The sequence below is a fragment of the Marinagarivorans sp. genome (genome assembly GCF_982758155.1).
The window spans coordinates 1-19,826 of the sequence record NZ_CEXWTU010000006.1 but is presented as its reverse complement, the minus strand read 5'-3'; the positions used below and the strand labels follow the sequence as shown (position 1 = coordinate 19,826).

Genomic DNA, 19,826 nt, shown 5'->3' with positions numbered 1-19,826 from the left:
TTTGCAGCGTGAATGATTAACAATATCACTCGTCAATCCGACCATTGACTCACTTAAAAGACCGTGAGACATAAGTCTCATACATTTTTAACACCTGATATTTATGTGACGCCCAGCCGGTGTTTTATTAACCGGTAGTCAGAGGGGTAAATTAGAAGTGTGGATTAGTTCGAGAAAACTTGCTGGGTGGGCGCCAGCAATAGAAATTGGGTTGTTAAGCTAATTTTCAGCGACTTTAAAAAATGTGAGCCTTAAAGTTCGTCTGCGGTGGATGGTTTTTCTGGATATTGAAAAGGTTTTAAGCGCAATTCGTTATCGTTTATCCATAGTTCAGTTGAACCCTGAGAGCTAGCTTCGTAATAATGATCTTGGCAGGCCGAGTAAATAGACCACTCGAAAGACCAAGACGCAAACACCCTTGCTTTATCGTAGTGAATTGCAGTAAACACTACGGTGTCCTCATCAACCAGTCCTTCATCATCATTCGTACTAAAGTCTATAGCTTGCCTTGTAAGCGCTAGATTATCGTTCAGAGCTTCGAGAATTTTAACGGTATTGTTTTTATCAAAAACTTTTTGTAATGAAAGTTCTATGCAGATATCCGTGTTTTTCATGATGATCCCTTGTTATGTTAATGCCACCAACCAACCCTGATAGCATCGCTTTAGCAGTAATTTTCACACAACCCTTGTGATGCCTGTTCTTGTATTTGACAGACTCCCTTTGTGGTGTCGATTTAAAGTGTGACAAAAACCACGAGCACTGCGGTCATTGTACTGGCTATATGCCTACTGCATTTCGACCTCGCCATTTGTATTAACTACCTGCCCGGGAGCTGCATCCAGCCAACCTAAATTGCTGGCATTGCCCTTCACTATATTTCTATTGCTTTCACTAAAACTGCAAAGGTTTCCATTTATTGTTGAAATGTAAAATCCATATTGCATGCAATCTTCATTTGGCCCAGTGTGATCTAGGCCAAATATATGACCAAATTCATGTGCGACATGGCCGGTACAATGTGCTGGTGAATTTTCGTCATACGGAAAGTTATAACCATTACTACTCCCCAGCAAGCAACTTAAATCATCACCATCCATCCAAGCCCCGCCAAAGTTAGCACCCACACGACCGTCGTGTCGGGTTGTAGGGTAGTTGATTATTCTAACTTGCGCACTTGTGCTGCGCGGCACACTGCTAAGCCCTAGTTTGCTATACACCTCGCGCTTAATGTTTCCTAAGCGATACCATCGTTCATCGCTGTGTATACCGTCGGCGTTCGTCAAATACCAATTAGCTTCATGATCGGCATAAATCACATCCACCACATTATTGTAGAGATAAAACGTACCGCCAAATTGATCTTGCCAATATTGCTGTAAATAGAACGCTTGTGTTTTTATCGCATCAAAATATGCTGGGCTATACGACTCGCCCTGCTCTATAAAATAAACAAAACGAACGACTTTTTGAGAAACCTGCAGTGGTAACTGCAACCCGCTTGATGAGGAATTGAAAGAGGTCGAAGAAGAGCGGCTTGAGCTTGACGAAGAACTGCTAGAGCTTGATGAAGAATTGAAAGAGCTAGTAGACGATGAGCTTGTGTTTGAGTTACCCCCACACGATACGATCAAAGACAATAGACCAAAAAGCATAAATACCGAAAAACAATGAGATAACCATCGCTCCATTTTTATAAGCATAGTTTTTACCTTGCGCTAGCGTTCTTCATGGGATTATTTTTAAGCGACTAAACCCAATACCTAACATCACTTGTATCTCACTTAGGGCCGTGCATGAGACACCATTTTTGGCCAAATTCAAATATGGTAAGTGGCATAAGACATAGCCCCATACGCATTTATACGTGTATGAAGATAGACTCTGCCTATTTGTGGGAGCCAAGTATTAGCATAACCATACTACTGAGGTAATGCTATGTTTAGCATCCGTTCAAAACGAACTGATAACCGACCGCCTACCTAACAGTATTGTTTTTATAAAAATATTTTGTACATGAAAGCTCTATACAGATATCCGTGTTTGGCATGATGTTTGAGGCGTGAGCCTTTTATTTTCTCGCCCCTTATGCTGATAGGGTGCGTTAATCGATTCGAAAACATAATGCCCGAGTCAAGTCGTGGATTCGGTAAAACCCACTTATCAGTACACTTGATATCAATGATACGGGCTGTTGAGCTCTATTGTTTCTAACAACGGCCAAACGCGCTTTTATAGACTTCATCAAGAGTACTCTGCAAGCCATAACCCCGCGCGCCCCTTTCAGGACTCTAAAGCATACATTTTGATATCACTGTTATCCCCCTCTGCCATAGCCAATAACATCTGCTTTCATTTTAAAATGATACGGTATATCATATCGGAATGAGTTGAGGCACTACACGGGGAACAGAAGAAATGAAAGATGCTTTAGGCGCAGCCTGTTCAGGGCTATGCGTTATCCACTGCTTGGGGCTTCCCATATTAGCCGCTACAGGAACGTCCTTTATCGGGCTTGCCGCGCTGTCTAGCGAATCAACACACCTTTGGCTTAGTGCTGCAATGGTGACGATTGCACTTTGGGCTTTCCCTTCGGGATGGCGTATTCACAAGCACTTACTTCCCGGATTGTTAGCTTTAGCAGGCTCTGTATTAATGGCAGCGGCCTTAACCGTGCCAGAAGCCATGGAAGCTTATTGGGCGATCGCATCAGGCATGACCTTTATTGCAGGGCACCTATTCAATCGCCACCTATTGAACTCGAGGAAGCCTCAATGACATTAACGTCAGCCAATTCAGCTAATGCTGAATCAATTCATTCGTCGTCTCGTTTGCCCGTTACAGTGCTTTCTGGTTTTTTAGGCGCAGGCAAAACCACCGTTCTTAATCACATTTTAAACAACCGCGAAAATCGTCGTGTTGCCGTTATCGTTAACGACATGAGCGAAGTGAATATTGATGCTGCCACGGTTAAAAATGAAATCACCTTAAATCGCAGTGAAGAAAAGCTGGTCGAAATGAGTAACGGCTGCATTTGTTGTACTTTGCGCGAAGACTTGCTAATCGAAGTACGCAAGCTAGCGGAAGAAGGCCGTTTTGATTATGTATTAATTGAATCCACGGGTATTTCCGAGCCATTACCGGTGGCCGAGACATTCACTTTTGCCGATGAAGATGGTCAAAGCCTGGCTGATGTTGCCGAACTGGACACAATGGTAACAGTGGTCGATGCCGCAAATTTTTTGACGGATTACAATCAAGCTAACTACCTACAGGACGGAACCGAGCATTTAGGCGAAGACGATGAGCGTACGGTGGCCGATTTACTCGTAGACCAAATTGAATTTGCCGATGTGATTTTAATCAGTAAAATCGACCTCGTTAGCCAAAAACATGTTCAAAAAGTGCAGGCGGTGATTCGCACACTAAACCCCGAGGCCACACTCTTACCGATTAGCGAAGGTAATATTGATTTAGGTGAAGTGCTGGGTACCGGTAAATTTAGTTTTGAAAAAGCCCAGCAAGCTCCAGGCTGGCTAAAAGAAATGCGTGGCGAGCACGTACCCGAAACGCAAGAGTACGGCATTAGTAGTTTTGTTTACCGCGCTCGCAAGCCTTTTCACCCTCAAAAATTCTATGATTTTTTGCACAGTAAAAATCTCGAGGGCAAACTCATTCGTTCAAAGGGGTATTTTTGGTTAGCCTCGCGGCCTGAGTTTGCAGGGCAATGGAACCAAGCGGGCGGCATTGCACGCTATGGCTTTGCAGGTATGTTCTGGAAGGCTATCCCAAAAGACCGCTGGCCCGATGACCCTGAATACCTTGAATCTATCGAGAAAAGCTGGGTCGAGCCCTTTGGGGATATGCGTCAAGAGTTGGTGTTTATCGGTCAAGGCCTGAACAAGGAGCAAGTCATACAAGCTCTGGATCAATGCCTATTAACGGATGAGTCGTTATTAGCCGGTAAGGATTATTGGCAAACATTGGATGACCCTTTCCCCGAATGGGAAGACGAATCCGCCAACGAAGAATCAGCCGCTTAAGGACTTTAGGACTTTAGGAGTTTTACATTATGAATGCCGCACATTCCTTAGCCACCGATTATCACCCCAGTGCTTTAGCCGATATCTACCTGCCAGATGTCAATATTGCCATTTGGCAGCGCCATTTAAACAGCCCTATTATTCGCTACGCGAAACATCTAATTGATGTGTCGCCAAACTGGCAAACACGGGTTATTCAAAAGCCGCAAAATATCGCACAACAGTTGGAGCGCGAGCTACCGCTATCGGAAAGCCGCCCCAGTTTTATTGAAGACGTAGTACAAGTGGTCGACATGTTCAGTTGCCTATTTGAGTTAGGGACGAGGCAATAATAGTTTATCCAATTAGGCGAAGAGATCGGCATTCTTATCAAGGCGCTGAAAGGGGCGCATGCCGGGGCATGTAACGCTTTGAGCAACGAAGGTAAGGATGTCGATATCGAGCATTAGTGGATGAAATATTGTTTCCTCGTCCCTTAGAGCACGTGGGATTACGCCTGGCCGTATTAAATACCGCCATGTGCCCCAAGTTTCATGTGGACCGTGTACCCTGCCGTTTGATTTGCACCTATGCTGGCGCGGGTACACAGTGGCACGCACCAGAGGATGTAGAGCGCTTGGGCAATGGGCGTGTAGCAACACGACCAGAAGCCGCCGGCAAACAGCTTAAGCTTGGCGATGTAGCCTTATTAAAAGGTGAAGCTTGGGATGGCAATGAAGGGCGTGGATTAGTCCACCGCTCGCCAGCCGCCACTAAAAACACACCGCGCTTAGTGCTAACACTAGATATGGCCTAAGGGCCGAATGGACGAGGAATCATCTTTCGTCCATAAGCTAAGAATACACAACGCAAAAATCGATTTACCTTTTGAGTTACGTTTGGAGTTACCTTTGGAATTAGGAATGAAGCACACACTATTAGCCGCCGCCGTTGCAGTAGCCGCGACAAATGCGCATGCACTGGATGGCACTGTAGTTAATGATCAAGGCCAACCTATCGTAGGGGCTAAGGTTAAAGCGAACGGATTCAAACAAGCAATTATTACAGATGACCAAGGTCGCTTTAGCCTAGCCGATGATGTGGCAGAAATTCACATCATCGCACCAGGTTATAGCCATAGCATGGTGCATTTGCACGATGATGGTGATAAACCACTCGTTATTACCTTAACCGGTACGGTTATAGAACAAGTGGATGTTATTGGATTACCTATTCACGCCTCGGTAATCGAGTCCGCGTTACCGGTTTCTGTGCTCAGTGGTGAGGCGTTGCGGAATCAGCAAGCGGCCACCCTGGGCGATACTCTGGATAGACAGCCAGGCGTGAATACTAATTTTCATGGCAATGTCGCCAGTACGCCCGTCATTCGCGGCTTAAGTGGTCCACGTGTTTTGATTACCCAAAATAGTTTGGATGTGAGCGACGTTTCACGTGTTGGCCCCGATCACTCAGTCGCATCAGAAGTGTCTACTGCCCAGCAAGTTGAAGTCTTGCGTGGACCCTCCACTTTGTTTTATGGCAGCGGCGCAATTGGTGGTGTTGTTAACGTAGTGGATAAACGCGTGCCGACCGACTCCGAAACCCAAGGCGAATTTTTATTGAGCCGTGAGTCCGTTAACAACCAAAATCTTGCGTCGTTTAACGCCATTACCGGTACAGATACCTTTGCTTTCTACGCTGACGGCTTTTGGCGCGAAACAGACGATTACGATGTGCCCGTTGCGCCCGAGCAAGACGAGCCGAACGGGGAAAAAACCGTCGGCAATAGTGCCGAAGAGTCCAGCGGCTATACCCTAGGCACCAGCTACTTACTGGACAATGGCTATGTCGGGATTTCGATGGGGCGTTTAGACCGTGAATACGGTATTCCAGGCCACACCCACGGCAGTGATGATGGCCGTGTTTACGCCGACCTAGAGCAAGATCGTTATCAATTGTTGAGTGAGCTGGACGTCGACCTACCCTGGCTACGCGCCATCCATACCCGTGCGGCATACACAGACTATACCCATGCCGAAATTGAAAACGGGGATGTTGTTACATTGTTTTCCAATCAAACCTCAGAAGTGCGTATCGACTTACTTCACCAAGAATGGTCACACTGGAAAGGCGCTTTAAACCTCCACTACAAAAAAAGTGATGCCGCAGCTGAGGGTGACGAGGCATTCACTCCACCCTCGACAACTGAAACTTTGGCAATGGCGCTAATGGAAGAGAAGCATTTCGCCGATGTACTGGTTCAAGTGGGGGCACGAGTTGAGCGCGTCAGTATTTCCGCCGGCAACATGCTACTGCCGCATCTTGAAGTCCATGCGCATGACAGCATAGAGGATAGCGATGCTGATCACGGCGACGAATCTACCCGTGCTTTTTCGGTAGATAATGATTTTACGCCTGTCAGTTTGTCTGTTGGCGCGGTTTGGGATTTTAAGCCGGGCTATAACATGGGTGTATCGCTTTCATATGCACAACGCGCGCCCTCGGCATCAGAACTTTTATCGTTTGGGCCACACATCGGCACCGGCGCTTACGAAATTGGTGCCCTATTCTCCTTGCATGAGGAGGATGGTGAATCTCATTTTGATTTAAATGATGCTGATGTCGAACTGGAAACATCCAACAATATCGACTTAACCTTTCGTAAGTATGAAGGCGACGTGGGTATTATTTTAAATGCTTTTTATAACCAAATTAATGACTATTACTACCAGAGCAATACCGGCTATTTTGCTGAAAACGGTCACGATCACGAAGACGAGCACAACCATGGTGACGAGGAAGAAGAAGGCGAGCACGAAGATGAACTGCCGGTTTACCTCTTTACTCATCTCGATGCAGAGCTTTACGGTTTTGAAGCCCAGGGCATTTGGAAGCTGAATGATCACTGGAAAACAACGGTATTCTCTGACTATGTTAATGCCACGCTCACAAACGGGACTGATCTGCCCAGAACCCCACCACTGCGTTTCGGTGCCGACTTGGATTATACCGGCCAGCGACTGAGTGCAACCCTAAGCTGGACGCAATACGCCAAACAAAATAATACCGCACCATTGGAAACCCCCACCGATGGCTATGGCATGTTCGACGCCAGTGCTACCTACCGCTTACCGGTTGGCTCAAGTGAATTGGCGCTGTTTATCAAAGCCGAGAATATCACCGACACCGAAGCACGCGTCCACACTTCGTTTATTAAAGATATTGCCCCACGACCCGGGCGCAATTTTACCTTGGGTATTCGAGGCACTTTTTAGTGTGAAAAATTGACGCGCACATTCTTTCAAATTTTAACGATATAGGATCAAACATGAAGCCGGTAAAGAAAACGTTAGCCCACCTAAACCTAAAGCCCTTAGGAGCTCTTATTGCTACAAGTGCCATACTGGTATTAACAGGTTGCGGTGACGCAGAAACTAACATTGTAGAAAAAGCCTCCCCTGCCGTGAGTGATGATGACCACAATCACGGCGGTGAGCACGAAGGTGAAGCGATGGGTCGCTTACTGGTAGTGAATTCATCCACTATCGAAGCCGAAGTGTTTGACTTAGATGACAACGATTCAATTGCAACTATTGCACTGGATGCATTACCCAGCGCTGTCTACGCCTCTGGCGGTTATCGCTTTGCTACATTGATCGAACGTAATGCAGATAAAGTAGGCTTTGTTGATGGTGGCCTTTGGCAAGTGCTCCACGACGACCATTATGACCAAGTGACAACCACACCACAGCTAAACAACTTCACGTTAACCGGCAGCCGCCCAACACACTATGACGTGAACGACGGACATACAGCGGTTTTCTTTGATGGTAATGCAGACACTGGCAGCAATGCATCAACTCAAGTTTTTGATGATGATGCGATTGCCGGAGCCGAAATGCCGGCAATGGTTAGCTTTAATTTACCGATGCACGGCGTGGCAAAAACCCGTGGCGAACATTTACTGGTAACAATCCGCCGTGATGATTCAGAAAGTACATCCACTAACGTTAAACTCCCTGATCAAGTGGGCGTTTATCATCTTCACGACAGTGAGTACGAGTTAGAGCAAACTCTAGATGTCAGTTGCCCCGACTTACATGGCGCCGCACAAAATGAAACCCATGTGGTATTTGGCTGTGGCGATGGTGTTTTATTAGTGACTGAAGGCAATGATGACACCTACAGTGCGCAAAAATTGTTGAACCCTGACACCCTCCTAGCAGATGCTCGTATTGGCAGCCTTTGGGGGCATCACGAAAGTGGTCAGCTGATTGGATCGGCTAGTGCAGATGACGTGAGTCAGTTTTTTGTGATTGACCCCGAAGAAGGCGAAATCGAGCTGATTGACTGGCAACCCATGCCAAACGCCAAACCGGTTGCTCGTGATTTTGCTTTTGAGGCCGAGCAGTTTGTTATTTTGGATGACCAAGGTTATCTCACGCTAATTGAACCTCATCTGCACGATGGTCATACTCATTGGGAGTTCGAAGGCGCACGTCTGCAAATTACCAGTGAAGATGTCAGCCTTATGCCCGACGGCATGAAGTTTTCCATGACTTTGGCGCAGAATAGCCACACCGCCTATATCGCCGACCCAATAGCGCAGCACATTCAAGTTGTCGATCTAAGTACACTGACCGTCACCAGTACAATAGAACTGGATTACGCCCCAACCATGATTACGTGGCTGGGCATTGCTGAAGAGCACGACCACTAGCTTTTCCCCTCCCCCATAGGGATTTTGGCGGAAGCTTAGCTTCCGCTTTTTTTCGCCACCGATGAGGTCTTTATGCTATTAATATTGCGGTTAATTATGCTTGGACTTTGCACGTGCGCCCACGGGGCGTTAGCTCAAGTCCTACAAAACCCTTCAGCACATACCCACGGTACCGCACATATGACGGTCGTGTATGAGGCCGGCGAATTACTTATCGAACTAGAAACCCCAGCAGCCAATATGCTCGGCTTTGAACATGCCCCCCAGAATACAGCTCAATGGCAGAAGTTAAGTCAGCTGACTAAAACACTTAATACACCGGAAAATATTATCGATTTGCAGCCAGCCTGTAAGGTACAGCAAGTTAAAGTCAAATTGCCTTATCACGAGCAAATAGAAACCCAAAACACATTAGAGCTTCACGGTACTCAGCATACTAGCCACGCTCACCTTCATGGTAATATCGGGCCTCTTGCCGCAAATGGCAGTAACATGACTGTAGCGGATGATGAAGATCATCATCAAACACATCGCGATATTCATCTAAGTTACGAATGGCTGTGTAAGCTAGCAACCCCATACGCTATACAATTACACCTTTTTAGCCTTTACCCTGGCTTTGAAAAAATAGACGTTCAATGGATCGCTAATGGCAAGCAAGGCGCAACAACACTCAATAAAAGCCATACGGCAGTGGAGCTAAAACCGTGAAAAAGCAGCAATTGAATTCCATCATGGGTAAAGCACAAGATATTTGTGCACACTCCGGTGGTCGCTTAACCGAAAAACGTAAACGAATTTTAGAACTTTTACTCATCTCGAATACTCCCCTGTCGGCCTACGAAGTAGCCGATGCCTACAATAAGAGCGCCGAGGCTTCTATGCCTCCGATGTCGGTATATCGTATTCTGGATTTTTTAGAATCTGAGCAATTAGTTCACAAGCTCAGCTCGGCCAACAAATATGTGGCTTGTTCGCATATTGCCTGTAGCCACGCGCATGAAATACCACAATTTTTGATTTGCGGGGAATGTCAAAGCGTCAAAGAAATTGCCATTGCTAAACGTATTGTTGAAGAGCTAGATCAGCAAGTTGCCAGTGCAGGTTATAAGCTCATTAATTCGCAGTTAGAGCTTCAATGCCTATGTGATAACTGCTCGGCGAGTGCCGCTTAAAATGCACAACACTTTTTATAAATCCTTGGAACAGATTAACGCTGGCGACACCATTGCGCTGCAAGCCTGCATTTCGCAATTAACATTTAACGCACAAGGCTTAATTCCAGTCGTCACCCAAGACGCAACAAGTCATAAAGTGCTCATGCTGGCATGGATGAACAAGAATGCCTTAGAGCTTACGCTATCAACCCAACGCATGACGTATTGGTCTCGAAGTCGAAAGCAGCTATGGGTAAAAGGTGAAACCAGTGGGCACACTCAAACACTCGTAGCGATGTCTTTTGATTGCGATGGAGATTCAATTTTATGTCGTGTCGATCAGGTTGGTGCTGCTTGTCACACCGGGCGTGAAGACTGCTTTTACTTAAACGTCGATAGCGATGAGCAAAAAATTATCGTGGCTTAATGAACGATAAAACAACTAAACAAATAATGATTACCTCGCCCCTAAGTCGCCTCTAGAATATTTCACTACCTACAGTATAAAAACTTATGAATGTCTTAGAAGAAAATGCTGCCATCAACAACGCTGATGAGAATGACGGCGATAGCTGTTGTAGCAGTGTAAGCTGCTGCGGACCCAAAACCCCTACCGTTCGCGCCGCGTCAAAAGTCGGCCGAAATGACCCTTGCCCATGTGATAGCGGAATAAAATTTAAAAAGTGCTGTGGCAAAAAAGGGGTGTAATGTGACATCGCAAGAAAAAGGTATTTATGCCGTACCCACCAATATTATTACCGGTTTTTTAGGCGTAGGGAAAACCACAGCTATTTTACATTTCCTGAAAACAAAACCCAACAACGAACGCTGGGCGGTATTGGTTAACGAGTTTGGTGAAGTGGGGGTTGATGGTAGTTTACTTGAAGGGCAACATACAGAATCAAGCGGGGTTTTTATTCGTGAAGTTCCCGGTGGGTGTATGTGTTGTGCGGCGGGCTTACCTATGCAAATTGCTCTCAATCAATTACTCACGCGCGCTAAACCTGATCGCCTATTAATTGAGCCCACAGGCCTTGGTCACCCTAAAGAAGTACTTGAAGTACTGAGCACAGATCATTATCGCGATGCGTTGAGTATTCAAAAGTGTTTAACATTGGTTGATGCCAGAAAACTGCATGATTCACGCTATACAGACCACGATACCTTTCAACAGCAAATTGATATTGCTGACATTGTTGTTGGCAATAAACAAGAATTGTATCAACCCGGAGACAAAGAGCTACTCGAAAATTACCTAAGTAATCGTGATATGGCCGCAAAGCCGATTACTTTTTCAAGCTATGGCCAGTTAGACACCGGCATACTGGATGGCCCATCCGACACCGCGAAAAATTTATTCCGCCCCCACAATCACTCCCATACACATACCCACCCTGAACGCCCCAGCATTAACGATGTGGCCATTCCAGAATGTGGCTACCTAAAGGTCGAGAATGCGGGTGAAGGTTATCGCAGTCTGGGCTGGCGGTTTTCACCCGATAAAATCTTCGACAGACAGTTATTATTTTCTTATTTAAGTCGTATGCGTGCTGAACGTATGAAGGCCGTCTTTATTACTTCTGAGGGGGTTTATGCGTATAACGCGACAACCGATGGCCTCACTGAGTATGAGCTGGATGATTGCCTTGAAAGCCGTATTGAAGCCATTACGCACAACAATGATCAATTAAGTGAAATGGATATATTGAAGTGTATCGTTGCCTAACCGCACAAATCATTATAAAACCATTATGGCGCCGCCTCCTCTTCAGCCTGTACATTACCATCTTCGACATACGGTTCAACCGAAGAAACGCTAATGGTATAAGCCGCTGTCGCCACCTCATTTTCGATTAACGTAGTCGATAATGTGCCCTCAATCCAATATGGGTCGTAGAATGCATTTAGGCGAATACCCGGTTCAAACTCGGCATAAATAATTTGATTGGGTGGTGGTGGCGGCATATGAAGGCAAGCACCAAAAAACGGCACTAGGAAAAAACTAGTGACAGTTTGTTGATCATTATATTCCAAGGCCACAATAAAGCCTGGGATACGAACACGACGGCCATTAAACTCTGGTCGAATTTTCTCGGACGTTAAAGCTTGCTGGTAGCGGTTTTCGGCAGGAGATGATTGATTTTTAAGTTGACTCGTCAAGCGATCTTCAGCGCTGCCGTCTTCAATCTCATCAAGATACGCTGGCGGGTTTTCTAATGCCTGTAAATCATCGTCAGGAATAAGATCTACCCACTCCACTTCTGTATAGGTCTTTTTACTTACAGCATTCGGCGCCTCAGTTATTGTAACCTCGGTTTCTGTTGGTGATAATTCCACAGTAACTGAAGTTTCCATACTGTTATTAACTTCATCTTTTGAGCAAGCAACTAACAGGCAAGCAGTGACTATAACCACCCTAATTAAATATATTTTCATAAGAGGTTCGCTTCACCTATAAGACTATTTGATATATCGTATCATTAAAGTCATAACATTCGAAACCAATATGCCTCAAACACAAGGTTTTAATAAAGCACCAATGGATAGCCTAATAGTCAATTCCCCCTTTGCGATTTACGCGAAGGCGTTAAAGTTCGCTTATTCAAATAACCTAGAGCCCGCTATTGATATTCCGGATTGGAAAGTGGCTGTTGGCGAGCGAATATTTTTACAGGGCGCCTCGGGTATGGGGAAATCGACACTGCTTAAATTGCTTTGTGGACTTCATACCGGGGCTGGCAAACTGAATGTTGCCGGGGTAGAACTTGCGGCGTTATCTACCGCTAAGCGCGATAATTTTCGGGCACAGAATATTGGTATGGTATTTCAGCAATTTAATCTTATTCCGTATCTATCGAGTTTGGATAACGTGTTGCTAGCGTCATCTTTAGTGTGTGGCGGTGGTAACCCGCCAAAGGAATTAGCTCGATCATTGTTAAATGATACCGGGTTAGAACCCAAATTTTGGCAGCAATCTGCAAATACTTTAAGCATTGGTCAGCAACAGCGTGTGGCTATTGCGCGCGCCCTTATCAACTCACCACCTATTTTGTTGTTTGATGAGCCCACATCGGCGCTTGATGACGTGAATAGCAACAGATTTATGCGGGTCTTAAGCCGGCATCTTGAAGAGCATGCCGATACCACCGTCATTTTTGTAAGCCACGATACACGCTTGGCGCCCTATTTTGATCATCTAATAACTTTATCCGAATTATCTAATGATAGGGTTAACGGAGCCATTGACCATGCCGATTAAAACAATGCTAAAAGTCGCTTGGCAGAGCTTACTGTACAGACGAGGCTCTGTATTATTAACTGTGGCGGCGATAACCGTTAGCGTCTTTACCCTGTTAGGCACCAAACACATTCAACAAGCTGCCAAACAGAGCTTCAATAGCACCATATCTGGAGTCGACTTAATTGTTGGGCCGCGCACCAGTGATGTGAATCTATTACTGACCACGGTATTTCGTATCGGTAACCCATCGCAAAATATGACATGGCATAGTTACAAGAAGTTAGTTGATCACAAAAACGTGGCTTGGGCGATTCCGATAAGCCTAGGCGATTCTCACCAAGGCTTTCGAGTGGTGGGTACCGAAGCACAATTTTTTAGTCACTTTCGATATGGTCAGTCGCGCAATTTACGCTATGCCAGTGGGCAGACTTTTTCTGATGACTACGATGTAGTACTCGGTGCCCAAGTCGCCGCACAATTAAACTATGCGCTGGGCGACACATTGATATTAGCCCATGGGCTTTCTGCAATCAGCTTTCATAAACACGATAATTACCCTTTCCGTGTAGCAGGCGTATTAGCGCCAACGGGCACACCAGTGGACAATGCATTGTATGTGAGCTTGGCAGGGTTAGAGGCTATTCACCAACCTCAAGCACATAAGCTCGGTGAACCTCAAAACTTGGAGCCGACTAGCATTACGGCCGCGCTATTGGGTTTAACCTCGAAATTTGCAACCTTTAAAGTTCAGCGTGAATTTAATACCGCGATTCAAGAACCTCTAACAGCCATTTTACCCGGTGTAGCACTCGCGAAGCTGTGGCAAATGAGCCGTGGACTTGAGAGTACGCTGGCTTTAATGGCACGCTTGATCTTATTTTCTTCTCTGCTGGGCCTCGGCGCTATGTTGATGGCTACCCTGCGAGAGCGCCGCGGTGAATTCGCAGTCATGCGTACCTTGGGCGTCGGCTCAAGCACTATTTTCTTCTTGATCAAAATAGAATCATTGTGCGTCGCCACCCTGGGAATCTTATTGGGCTGCACCTCCTTAGTAATCGTTATTGCTGGCGCCAGTTCTTGGGCGATGAACCAATATGGCATTGATATTAGCTTGGCTAGCGTGACTCTCGAGCACCCAAAAACACTTTTATATGTACTGCTAGGGGCAATAATTGTGGGTTTTGTACCGGCTTTTGTTAGCTTTTGGCGAGTTTCACGCTGAAAGTTATCGGCTATCACCTCCTAAACATAGTGCTAGAATCAAAGCTTATGAATATTATAAAGTTCCCCCTGAGTCGTTCACGTGTCAAAATTAGTAACTACTCAGGTAGGGTTGAGATGACGCCCACCAAAAAGGCGAATTGATTGTTTTCTGGGCATTCAAGCGTCAGGAACGCTTGCATAGTGCCCAAGGATGGCTTGAACGGCCCAGAAAATGATCAATTTGCCGGCCTATTTGTGCATGCCTGAGTAGTTACCAAAATTGATGACGTACTCTACAGGCTGATTCCAGCCAAGGCTCACTATGGCAACCCCTACCCCAGTCGCACTTTACCCTAGCTATAAAGATTTCAAAGATTTTGCCTTCGATGAGTATTGGCTACTAGAGCAATTCTTGAATACTGGCGAAAACTGGTGGATGCCCCACTGGCAATGGGGCATGGAGTTTTTGAATTACATTGGCAGGAATAAGTCGGAGCATACTTTTACGCGTTTTCGAACGGAAGTTGAACGCTTTTTGTTGTGGCTGTTTGTGATTAAATTAAAGCCGATGTCGCAATTAGGCAAGTCAGATATTCTTGAATACGCCGATTTTTGTTGGCAACCACCAGTTAATTGGATTTGCCTCGCAAACCACGAAAAATTTCTGTATGAAAATGGGCGTTATGTTCAAAACCCAGCTTGGGCGCCGTTTAAATTGAAGTTACCTAAAGGGTTTAATGTCGACACTGTTACCCCTGATAAGAAAAAATACAAACCTTCACAGCAAACCTTAACGGCCACTTTTACAGCGATTATTGCGTTTTATAAATACTTAATGAATGAAGAATACCTTTATGGCAACCCTGCTCAAATCGCCAAAACCGATTGCAGGCACTTCATTCGCGATGCACAAGTCAAAGAAGTGCGGCGGCTTACACAGGATCAATGGCAATATGTTCATGCTGTAGCGCTAAGCAAAGCCGACGAAGATCCAGACTACGAACGAAGTCTATTTATTATTTCGGCCCTTAAAACCTTGTTTTTGCGGATATCAGAATTATCCGAGCGCACACAATGGTCTCCAGTGATGAGTCATTTTTGGGAAGACTCAGATAAGAATTGGTGGTTAAAAATTTACGGTAAAGGGCGAAAGCTACGCGATATTACTGTACCCGATAGCTTTATTGATTACTTAAAACGATACCGCGCCTACCGCGGCCTAAGTCCACTGCCCGCTTCTGGCGAAAACGAACCCATCGTCGAAAAATTGCGCGGCCAAGGCGGAATGACTGCAAGGCAGCTATCACGTATCGTTCAGGATATTTTTGATCAAGCTTACGAAAAGATGTGTCGCATAGAGGGTGAAGATAGTGCACGTAAATTAAAAGAGGCCTCCAGCCACTGGCTTCGCCATACCGGCGCCAGTATGGAGATTGAACGCGGGCGCGCCCTAAAAGATTTATCTGAAGATCTAGGCCACGCTAGCATGGCCACAACGGATACAGTTTATGTGCAAACTGAAAACCGCATTCGCGCAGAAAGCGGTAAGAGGAGAAAGGTTGATTAAGAGGTATTAATAACTCCAATAAATACACGTAACTACTCAGGCAGGGTCGAAATGACGCTCACTAAAAAGGCGAATTGATTGTTTCTGGGCATTCAAGCGTCGGGAACGCTTGCATAGCGCCCAAGGATGGCTTGAGCGGCCCAGAAAATGATCAATTTGCCGGCATATTTGTGCATGCCTGAGTAGTTACAAATATACAGCTGTTAATACTTAAGGGACGAGGAAACAATATTTCATCCCCCGCTTGAAATTATTGCGCGCTAAGCCCTAACCATGCACTCGCACGTGCAATACGTTTCAACACGAATCGCTCCAAGATAAAAATTACAATAAGCGATATAGCCAACACAGGAAGCACTGCAGCTAACCCCAGCGTAATGACCAATACAACTTTACCTACGTGAGCATTTGCCATTGCCGGCGGCGCTCCAAGTACATTGGCAGGCTTGCGTTTTCGCCATAAAACAAAACCGCTAATGCTCAGCAGAATTAAGCCCGCCGTCACCAACAAACCCAATAGCTGATTTAGCCAGCCAAACAAATGACCTTCATGTGCCGCGATACCAATGCCGATAATTTTATCGGTGGTTAAACGCTCAGCAAACGGCAGCACCTTAACCAATTCACCATTATCGGCATTAAACCAAGCGTCGGCTCTTAGCATTCTGTTTTGGTGCCCAGATGATAGCTTCCATTGGTTTTCATGCTTTTTATCCGGCGCGAGTGTTACGGGGTGAGCGAATTGTAGCTGCATCGCTTGCGTTAATAACGCCGGTGACAATGTTTTTGAAATATCGAGGCCTGTGCTATGCCCGCCGTGATGGACGCTCCAACTTTGTTCGCTGGCAGCGGCACCCAATGAGCGAAGCTCTTTAAATGCACTGCTCCACACCAGCGCCCAAGGCAATCCACTAATCAGTAAAAATAGTGTGAACACTGCCACCCAAAGACCTGTCACCGCATGTAAATCACGCCAAAGTGTCCGCCGGCCTTTGCCAAGTCGTGGATAAACAATTCCGCCTAATCCTCGCGTAGAGCGCGGCCACCACAAATACAATCCCGTGATGACCAAAACAATGGCCCAGCAACCCGCGAGCTCAATAATAATAGAGCCTGTATTTCCCAGCATTAATTCACCGTGCAAAGCGCGAACAATTTGAATTAACTGACTGTCGGCGTTGACTGTTTTTAGTACCTCCAACGTGTAGGGATTAATATAGAGCAGCACGCGCTGCCCCTCATTGCTCAAGGTAATGATCACCGCTTGCCGGTTGTGCTGAGGTAGGCGATAACTCACAAAAGAAGCTTGAGGAAAGTGCGCTTTGGCCGATGTGATTTGTTCAGCCGGTAAGCTGCGCTCCCCGGTAATGGCAAGGCTTTGATAATCGCGATCTATCCATGCTTCAATTTGAGGTTTAAATAAATAAATGGCCCCCGTTAACGACAGCGAAACGACAAAGGGAATACAGAATAGGCCAGCATAAAAGTGCCAGCGCCATAGGGTTCTGTAGAGGGTATTGTGATAAGTGATCATCGCCTAGCGCACCGCTTACAAGTTTAAAGAAAAATTAAAATAGGCCGTTCGTCCTGGCCAAGGGTGCGCAACGTAGGCAATGTCGTTAGTCAGGTTATCGAGGCCTACACTGACACGCCATTGGTCATTAATCTGATACGCCGATTTTAATCCAATTCGCGTGTAATCATCTTGTGCGCCAAACACATTATCCTGCATGTCCGCATTATCAAGGCTGCCGTAGCTATCGCTGGCATATTGAATGCTAGCACTCAGATTCCAGTCTGGGTTTAGGTGATAGGTGGCAAGTAAATTACTCCGCCATTTCGGCATTCTTGGGTAGGTATTGCCCTCAATAGATTCATCGGCCGAACTGTTGTCGATAATAGTGGCGTTCGTCCATGCGAGGTTAAAGCGCACATCCAGCCCACTGACGAGCAACCCACTTTTATTGACAATAAATTCAAGGCCTTTAACCTCTACTTCATCTATGGGTACAAAGGTGCGTACAAGACTAGAAAGGCTAACTTGAGATTCGATGGCTTGTTTTACGCGCTCGTGAAAAACATTCACGCGTAAGTAGCCGCCTGTAATTGTTTTATCAAACATTAGGTTATGGTGAAGACCGGCTTCGGGCTGTAGCTTAGGGTTCGATAAATTCTGGCTGTTGTAGTCCTCGTACTGACTAAAAAGTTCTTCAACTATTGGAAAACGATAGGCTTTGGCTAATGAATAACGCACCAACCAAGCCTCCTCTGGGCGGTAACCCAAAGAGAATTTTGGCGATACGGCAGTTTTAGTTTCACTGGGTATTCGAACCAGATCGAGTGCTGCCGTAGTGGCATCATCATCGCTGTAGTAACCATTACGGCTTTTAAATGATTCGTAGCGCAACCCAAAAGCCGTATCCCACTGCGTGGAAATTGTCCAATTTGCTTGCGCAAAAACAGCGGACATTTGGGTCTCGCCCCCAAACCGGCTCTTGTGCGCCCCTTTAATTGCCGCCGCATAATCTGGCGATTGATAAACATCAAGATTTAATGTGTAAGCCTCATAGCGAATACCGGTTATTAGCTCTACCTTAGCGGCGGAAATATCTTGTGTTATTAGCTTTACTTCGGCGGTACTCCAGCCACTGTTGTCGTAGTCGTTTATTTGGCCTTCTGGGGTATAGTTTGCTGCGTTTGGGTTAAGCAATGAAGAAAGCGCTTCATCTTTTAATATCTCAAAACGATTTACGTTGGCCTCTAGCCGAATTTTTTTATTAATTGTCCCTTTTAATCGTGCGCCTAAAGACAGACTCTGCCGGTTGAGTTCACTCGCATTGAGCCGACTTGATTGTATTGAAAAAGACTGCCCATGTTCGGTTAAGCCGTCGCCAGCCCACAGGGTATTACCGCTGCTATCTTTAATGTAAGAGTTACCGATATTGGCAGAATGCCTGTCCTCATAGGCAAGATTGAAGAGCGATTGCCAATCACCAAAATCGTACCCTAATTTCAATTTAAAGTTTTCTGTTGTGGTCTCGACAACACCAGTATCACCATACCAAAGCTGCGTATTGCCGGTTGAATCCTTGCCCACGATACTGCCGGTCACTATTTCGTTTTCAGGAAGCGAGGGGCTTGAGTCTCTGAAGCTTTGTGGCTGTGCCGTGTTGTCTAAATAATTGTACGAAAGATAAATGCTCGCATCGCCAATTTTATCACCATAGGATGCAAAACCTTTGAAGCCATCAACGTTATCATCAAAACCGTAAGCCTCGAAGGCTTGTGAAAAATAGGACCCATCGATGTGAATTTCACGTTTCTGTGGTATAGCCGTTTCTATCAATACCACGCCACCCATTGCATTGCCGCTATATTCCGCTGAAAAGGGGCCGTAGATAACCTCTACCTGTGCAATTTCACTAGCCGATACCATTGTCCAGCGCGGCGCCCCACTCCAACGTGACTGTAAAAAATAATGTAAAGGTACGCCGTCAGCAAAAACCATTGAGCGAGACGTTTGAAACATATTGGAGCCGCGAACCCCCAGCGTGCCATTAGAATCTCCGATAAAACGGCGGCGAATGACTAAACTAGGTTCAAATTTCACCAAATCTTCTGTGGTTACTGCATTAATAGCCAGAATATCTTCTTGTGTCAGCACACTGGTTGGGCTCACATAACCCGCATCGCTTGTTTCACGGCTTTCACCCCAGACATACACTTCTTCTAATGGATTTTTTTTAAACGAATTCAGTTTAGTTTCGTCAGCTAACAGAAGGCCACTTGGGCTAAGTAACGCACAAAAAATGGGGGCGTAGGCACGCAGCAAGACCATGTCAATTCCTCAAAACGGGATAAGTTAGGGACGAGGAAACAATATTTCATCCACTAATGCTTGATCTCGACCTCCTTA

The 19,826-nt window shown here is 45.8% G+C and carries 18 protein-coding genes and 1 pseudogene; 14 read left to right on the top strand and 5 right to left on the bottom strand.

What is annotated here, in order from left to right:
* Positions 1 to 251 precede the first annotated feature (251 nt).
* Entirely contained in the window at positions 252 to 614 is a 363-nt protein-coding gene (locus AC3A8L_RS01620; RefSeq protein WP_487960468.1) for a hypothetical protein, read from the bottom strand.
* A 174-nt stretch (positions 615 to 788) separates the two neighbouring features.
* The gene (locus AC3A8L_RS01615; RefSeq protein WP_487960467.1) at positions 789 to 1,703 is read right to left on the bottom strand and encodes a hypothetical protein; all 915 of its coding nucleotides are present in this window, start codon (positions 1,701 to 1,703) and stop codon (positions 789 to 791) included.
* A 715-nt stretch (positions 1,704 to 2,418) separates the two neighbouring features.
* Here AC3A8L_RS01615 and AC3A8L_RS01610 point away from each other — a divergent pair.
* From AC3A8L_RS01610 to AC3A8L_RS01560, 11 genes and pseudogenes are all read left to right on the top strand, one after another.
* A complete protein-coding gene (locus AC3A8L_RS01610; RefSeq protein WP_487960466.1) occupies positions 2,419 to 2,778 on the top strand; it encodes a MerC domain-containing protein in 360 nt (119 codons plus the stop codon).
* Positions 2,775 to 4,043: a zinc metallochaperone GTPase ZigA gene (zigA, locus tag AC3A8L_RS01605; protein WP_487960465.1), complete on the top strand. Its 1,269-nt coding sequence runs from the start codon at positions 2,775 to 2,777 to the stop codon at positions 4,041 to 4,043. Before AC3A8L_RS01610 ends, zigA begins: the two co-directional genes overlap by 4 nt.
* A gap of 29 nt (positions 4,044 to 4,072) precedes the next feature.
* Positions 4,073 to 4,375 (top strand): DUF1826 domain-containing protein, encoded by a 303-nt coding sequence (locus tag AC3A8L_RS01600; RefSeq protein ID WP_487960464.1) that lies wholly within the window; start codon positions 4,073 to 4,075, stop codon positions 4,373 to 4,375.
* Positions 4,376 to 4,491: 116 nt separating this feature from the next.
* Entirely contained in the window at positions 4,492 to 4,839 is a 348-nt protein-coding gene (locus tag AC3A8L_RS01595; protein WP_487960463.1) for a DUF1826 domain-containing protein, read from the top strand.
* A 106-nt stretch (positions 4,840 to 4,945) separates the two neighbouring features.
* Positions 4,946 to 7,297 carry a TonB-dependent receptor gene (locus AC3A8L_RS01590; protein ID WP_487960462.1) on the top strand — a complete coding sequence of 784 codons (2,352 nt, stop codon included), beginning with the start codon at positions 4,946 to 4,948 and terminating at the stop codon, positions 7,295 to 7,297.
* Positions 7,298 to 7,350: 53 nt separating this feature from the next.
* Positions 7,351 to 8,742, top strand: a complete 1,392-nt coding sequence (locus AC3A8L_RS01585; RefSeq protein WP_487960461.1) for a 5-methyltetrahydrofolate--homocysteine methyltransferase — start codon at positions 7,351 to 7,353, stop codon at positions 8,740 to 8,742.
* Positions 8,743 to 8,814: 72 nt separating this feature from the next.
* A complete protein-coding gene (locus AC3A8L_RS01580) occupies positions 8,815 to 9,453 on the top strand; it encodes a ZrgA family zinc uptake protein (protein WP_487960460.1) in 639 nt (212 codons plus the stop codon).
* Positions 9,454 to 9,476: 23 nt separating this feature from the next.
* Positions 9,477 to 9,917 (top strand): Fur family transcriptional regulator, encoded by a 441-nt coding sequence (locus AC3A8L_RS01575; RefSeq protein WP_487960489.1) that lies wholly within the window; start codon positions 9,477 to 9,479, stop codon positions 9,915 to 9,917.
* A 1-nt stretch (position 9,918) separates the two neighbouring features.
* On the top strand, positions 9,919 to 10,326 hold the full coding sequence (gene hisI / locus AC3A8L_RS01570) for a phosphoribosyl-AMP cyclohydrolase (RefSeq protein ID WP_487960459.1): 408 nt from the start codon (positions 9,919 to 9,921) through the stop codon (positions 10,324 to 10,326).
* A 173-nt stretch (positions 10,327 to 10,499) separates the two neighbouring features.
* A pseudogene (locus AC3A8L_RS01565) lies at positions 10,500 to 10,607 on the top strand (SEC-C metal-binding domain-containing protein); the annotation flags it as partial.
* A gap of 1 nt (position 10,608) precedes the next feature.
* The gene (locus tag AC3A8L_RS01560; protein ID WP_487960458.1) at positions 10,609 to 11,625 is read left to right on the top strand and encodes a CobW family GTP-binding protein; all 1,017 of its coding nucleotides are present in this window, start codon (positions 10,609 to 10,611) and stop codon (positions 11,623 to 11,625) included.
* A 23-nt stretch (positions 11,626 to 11,648) separates the two neighbouring features.
* Here AC3A8L_RS01560 and AC3A8L_RS01555 read toward each other — a convergent pair whose 3' ends face one another.
* On the bottom strand, positions 11,649 to 12,335 hold the full coding sequence (locus tag AC3A8L_RS01555; protein ID WP_487960457.1) for a DUF3299 domain-containing protein: 687 nt from the start codon (positions 12,333 to 12,335) through the stop codon (positions 11,649 to 11,651).
* 70 nt (positions 12,336 to 12,405) lie between these two features.
* Between AC3A8L_RS01555 and AC3A8L_RS01550 the strand changes: the two genes are divergently transcribed.
* The 3 genes from AC3A8L_RS01550 to AC3A8L_RS01540 all read left to right on the top strand — a co-directional run bounded on the left by AC3A8L_RS01550 (position 12,406) and on the right by AC3A8L_RS01540 (position 15,910).
* Positions 12,406 to 13,158: an ATP-binding cassette domain-containing protein gene (locus AC3A8L_RS01550; protein ID WP_487960456.1), complete on the top strand. Its 753-nt coding sequence runs from the start codon at positions 12,406 to 12,408 to the stop codon at positions 13,156 to 13,158.
* Entirely contained in the window at positions 13,148 to 14,362 is a 1,215-nt protein-coding gene (locus tag AC3A8L_RS01545) for an ABC transporter permease (RefSeq protein WP_487960455.1), read from the top strand. The genes AC3A8L_RS01550 and AC3A8L_RS01545 overlap by 11 nt, the downstream gene beginning before the upstream one ends.
* A 303-nt stretch (positions 14,363 to 14,665) precedes the next feature.
* Positions 14,666 to 15,910 (top strand): tyrosine-type recombinase/integrase, encoded by a 1,245-nt coding sequence (locus AC3A8L_RS01540; RefSeq protein WP_487960454.1) that lies wholly within the window; start codon positions 14,666 to 14,668, stop codon positions 15,908 to 15,910.
* Positions 15,911 to 16,160: 250 nt separating this feature from the next.
* Here AC3A8L_RS01540 and AC3A8L_RS01535 read toward each other — a convergent pair whose 3' ends face one another.
* Together AC3A8L_RS01535 and AC3A8L_RS01530 are read right to left on the bottom strand one after the other, a co-directional pair.
* Positions 16,161 to 17,444 carry a PepSY-associated TM helix domain-containing protein gene (locus AC3A8L_RS01535; RefSeq protein ID WP_487960453.1) on the bottom strand — a complete coding sequence of 428 codons (1,284 nt, stop codon included), beginning with the start codon at positions 17,442 to 17,444 and terminating at the stop codon, positions 16,161 to 16,163.
* Between the two features lie 15 nt (positions 17,445 to 17,459).
* The gene (locus AC3A8L_RS01530; RefSeq protein ID WP_487960452.1) at positions 17,460 to 19,748 is read right to left on the bottom strand and encodes a TonB-dependent receptor; all 2,289 of its coding nucleotides are present in this window, start codon (positions 19,746 to 19,748) and stop codon (positions 17,460 to 17,462) included.
* Positions 19,749 to 19,826: the final 78 nt, after the last annotated feature.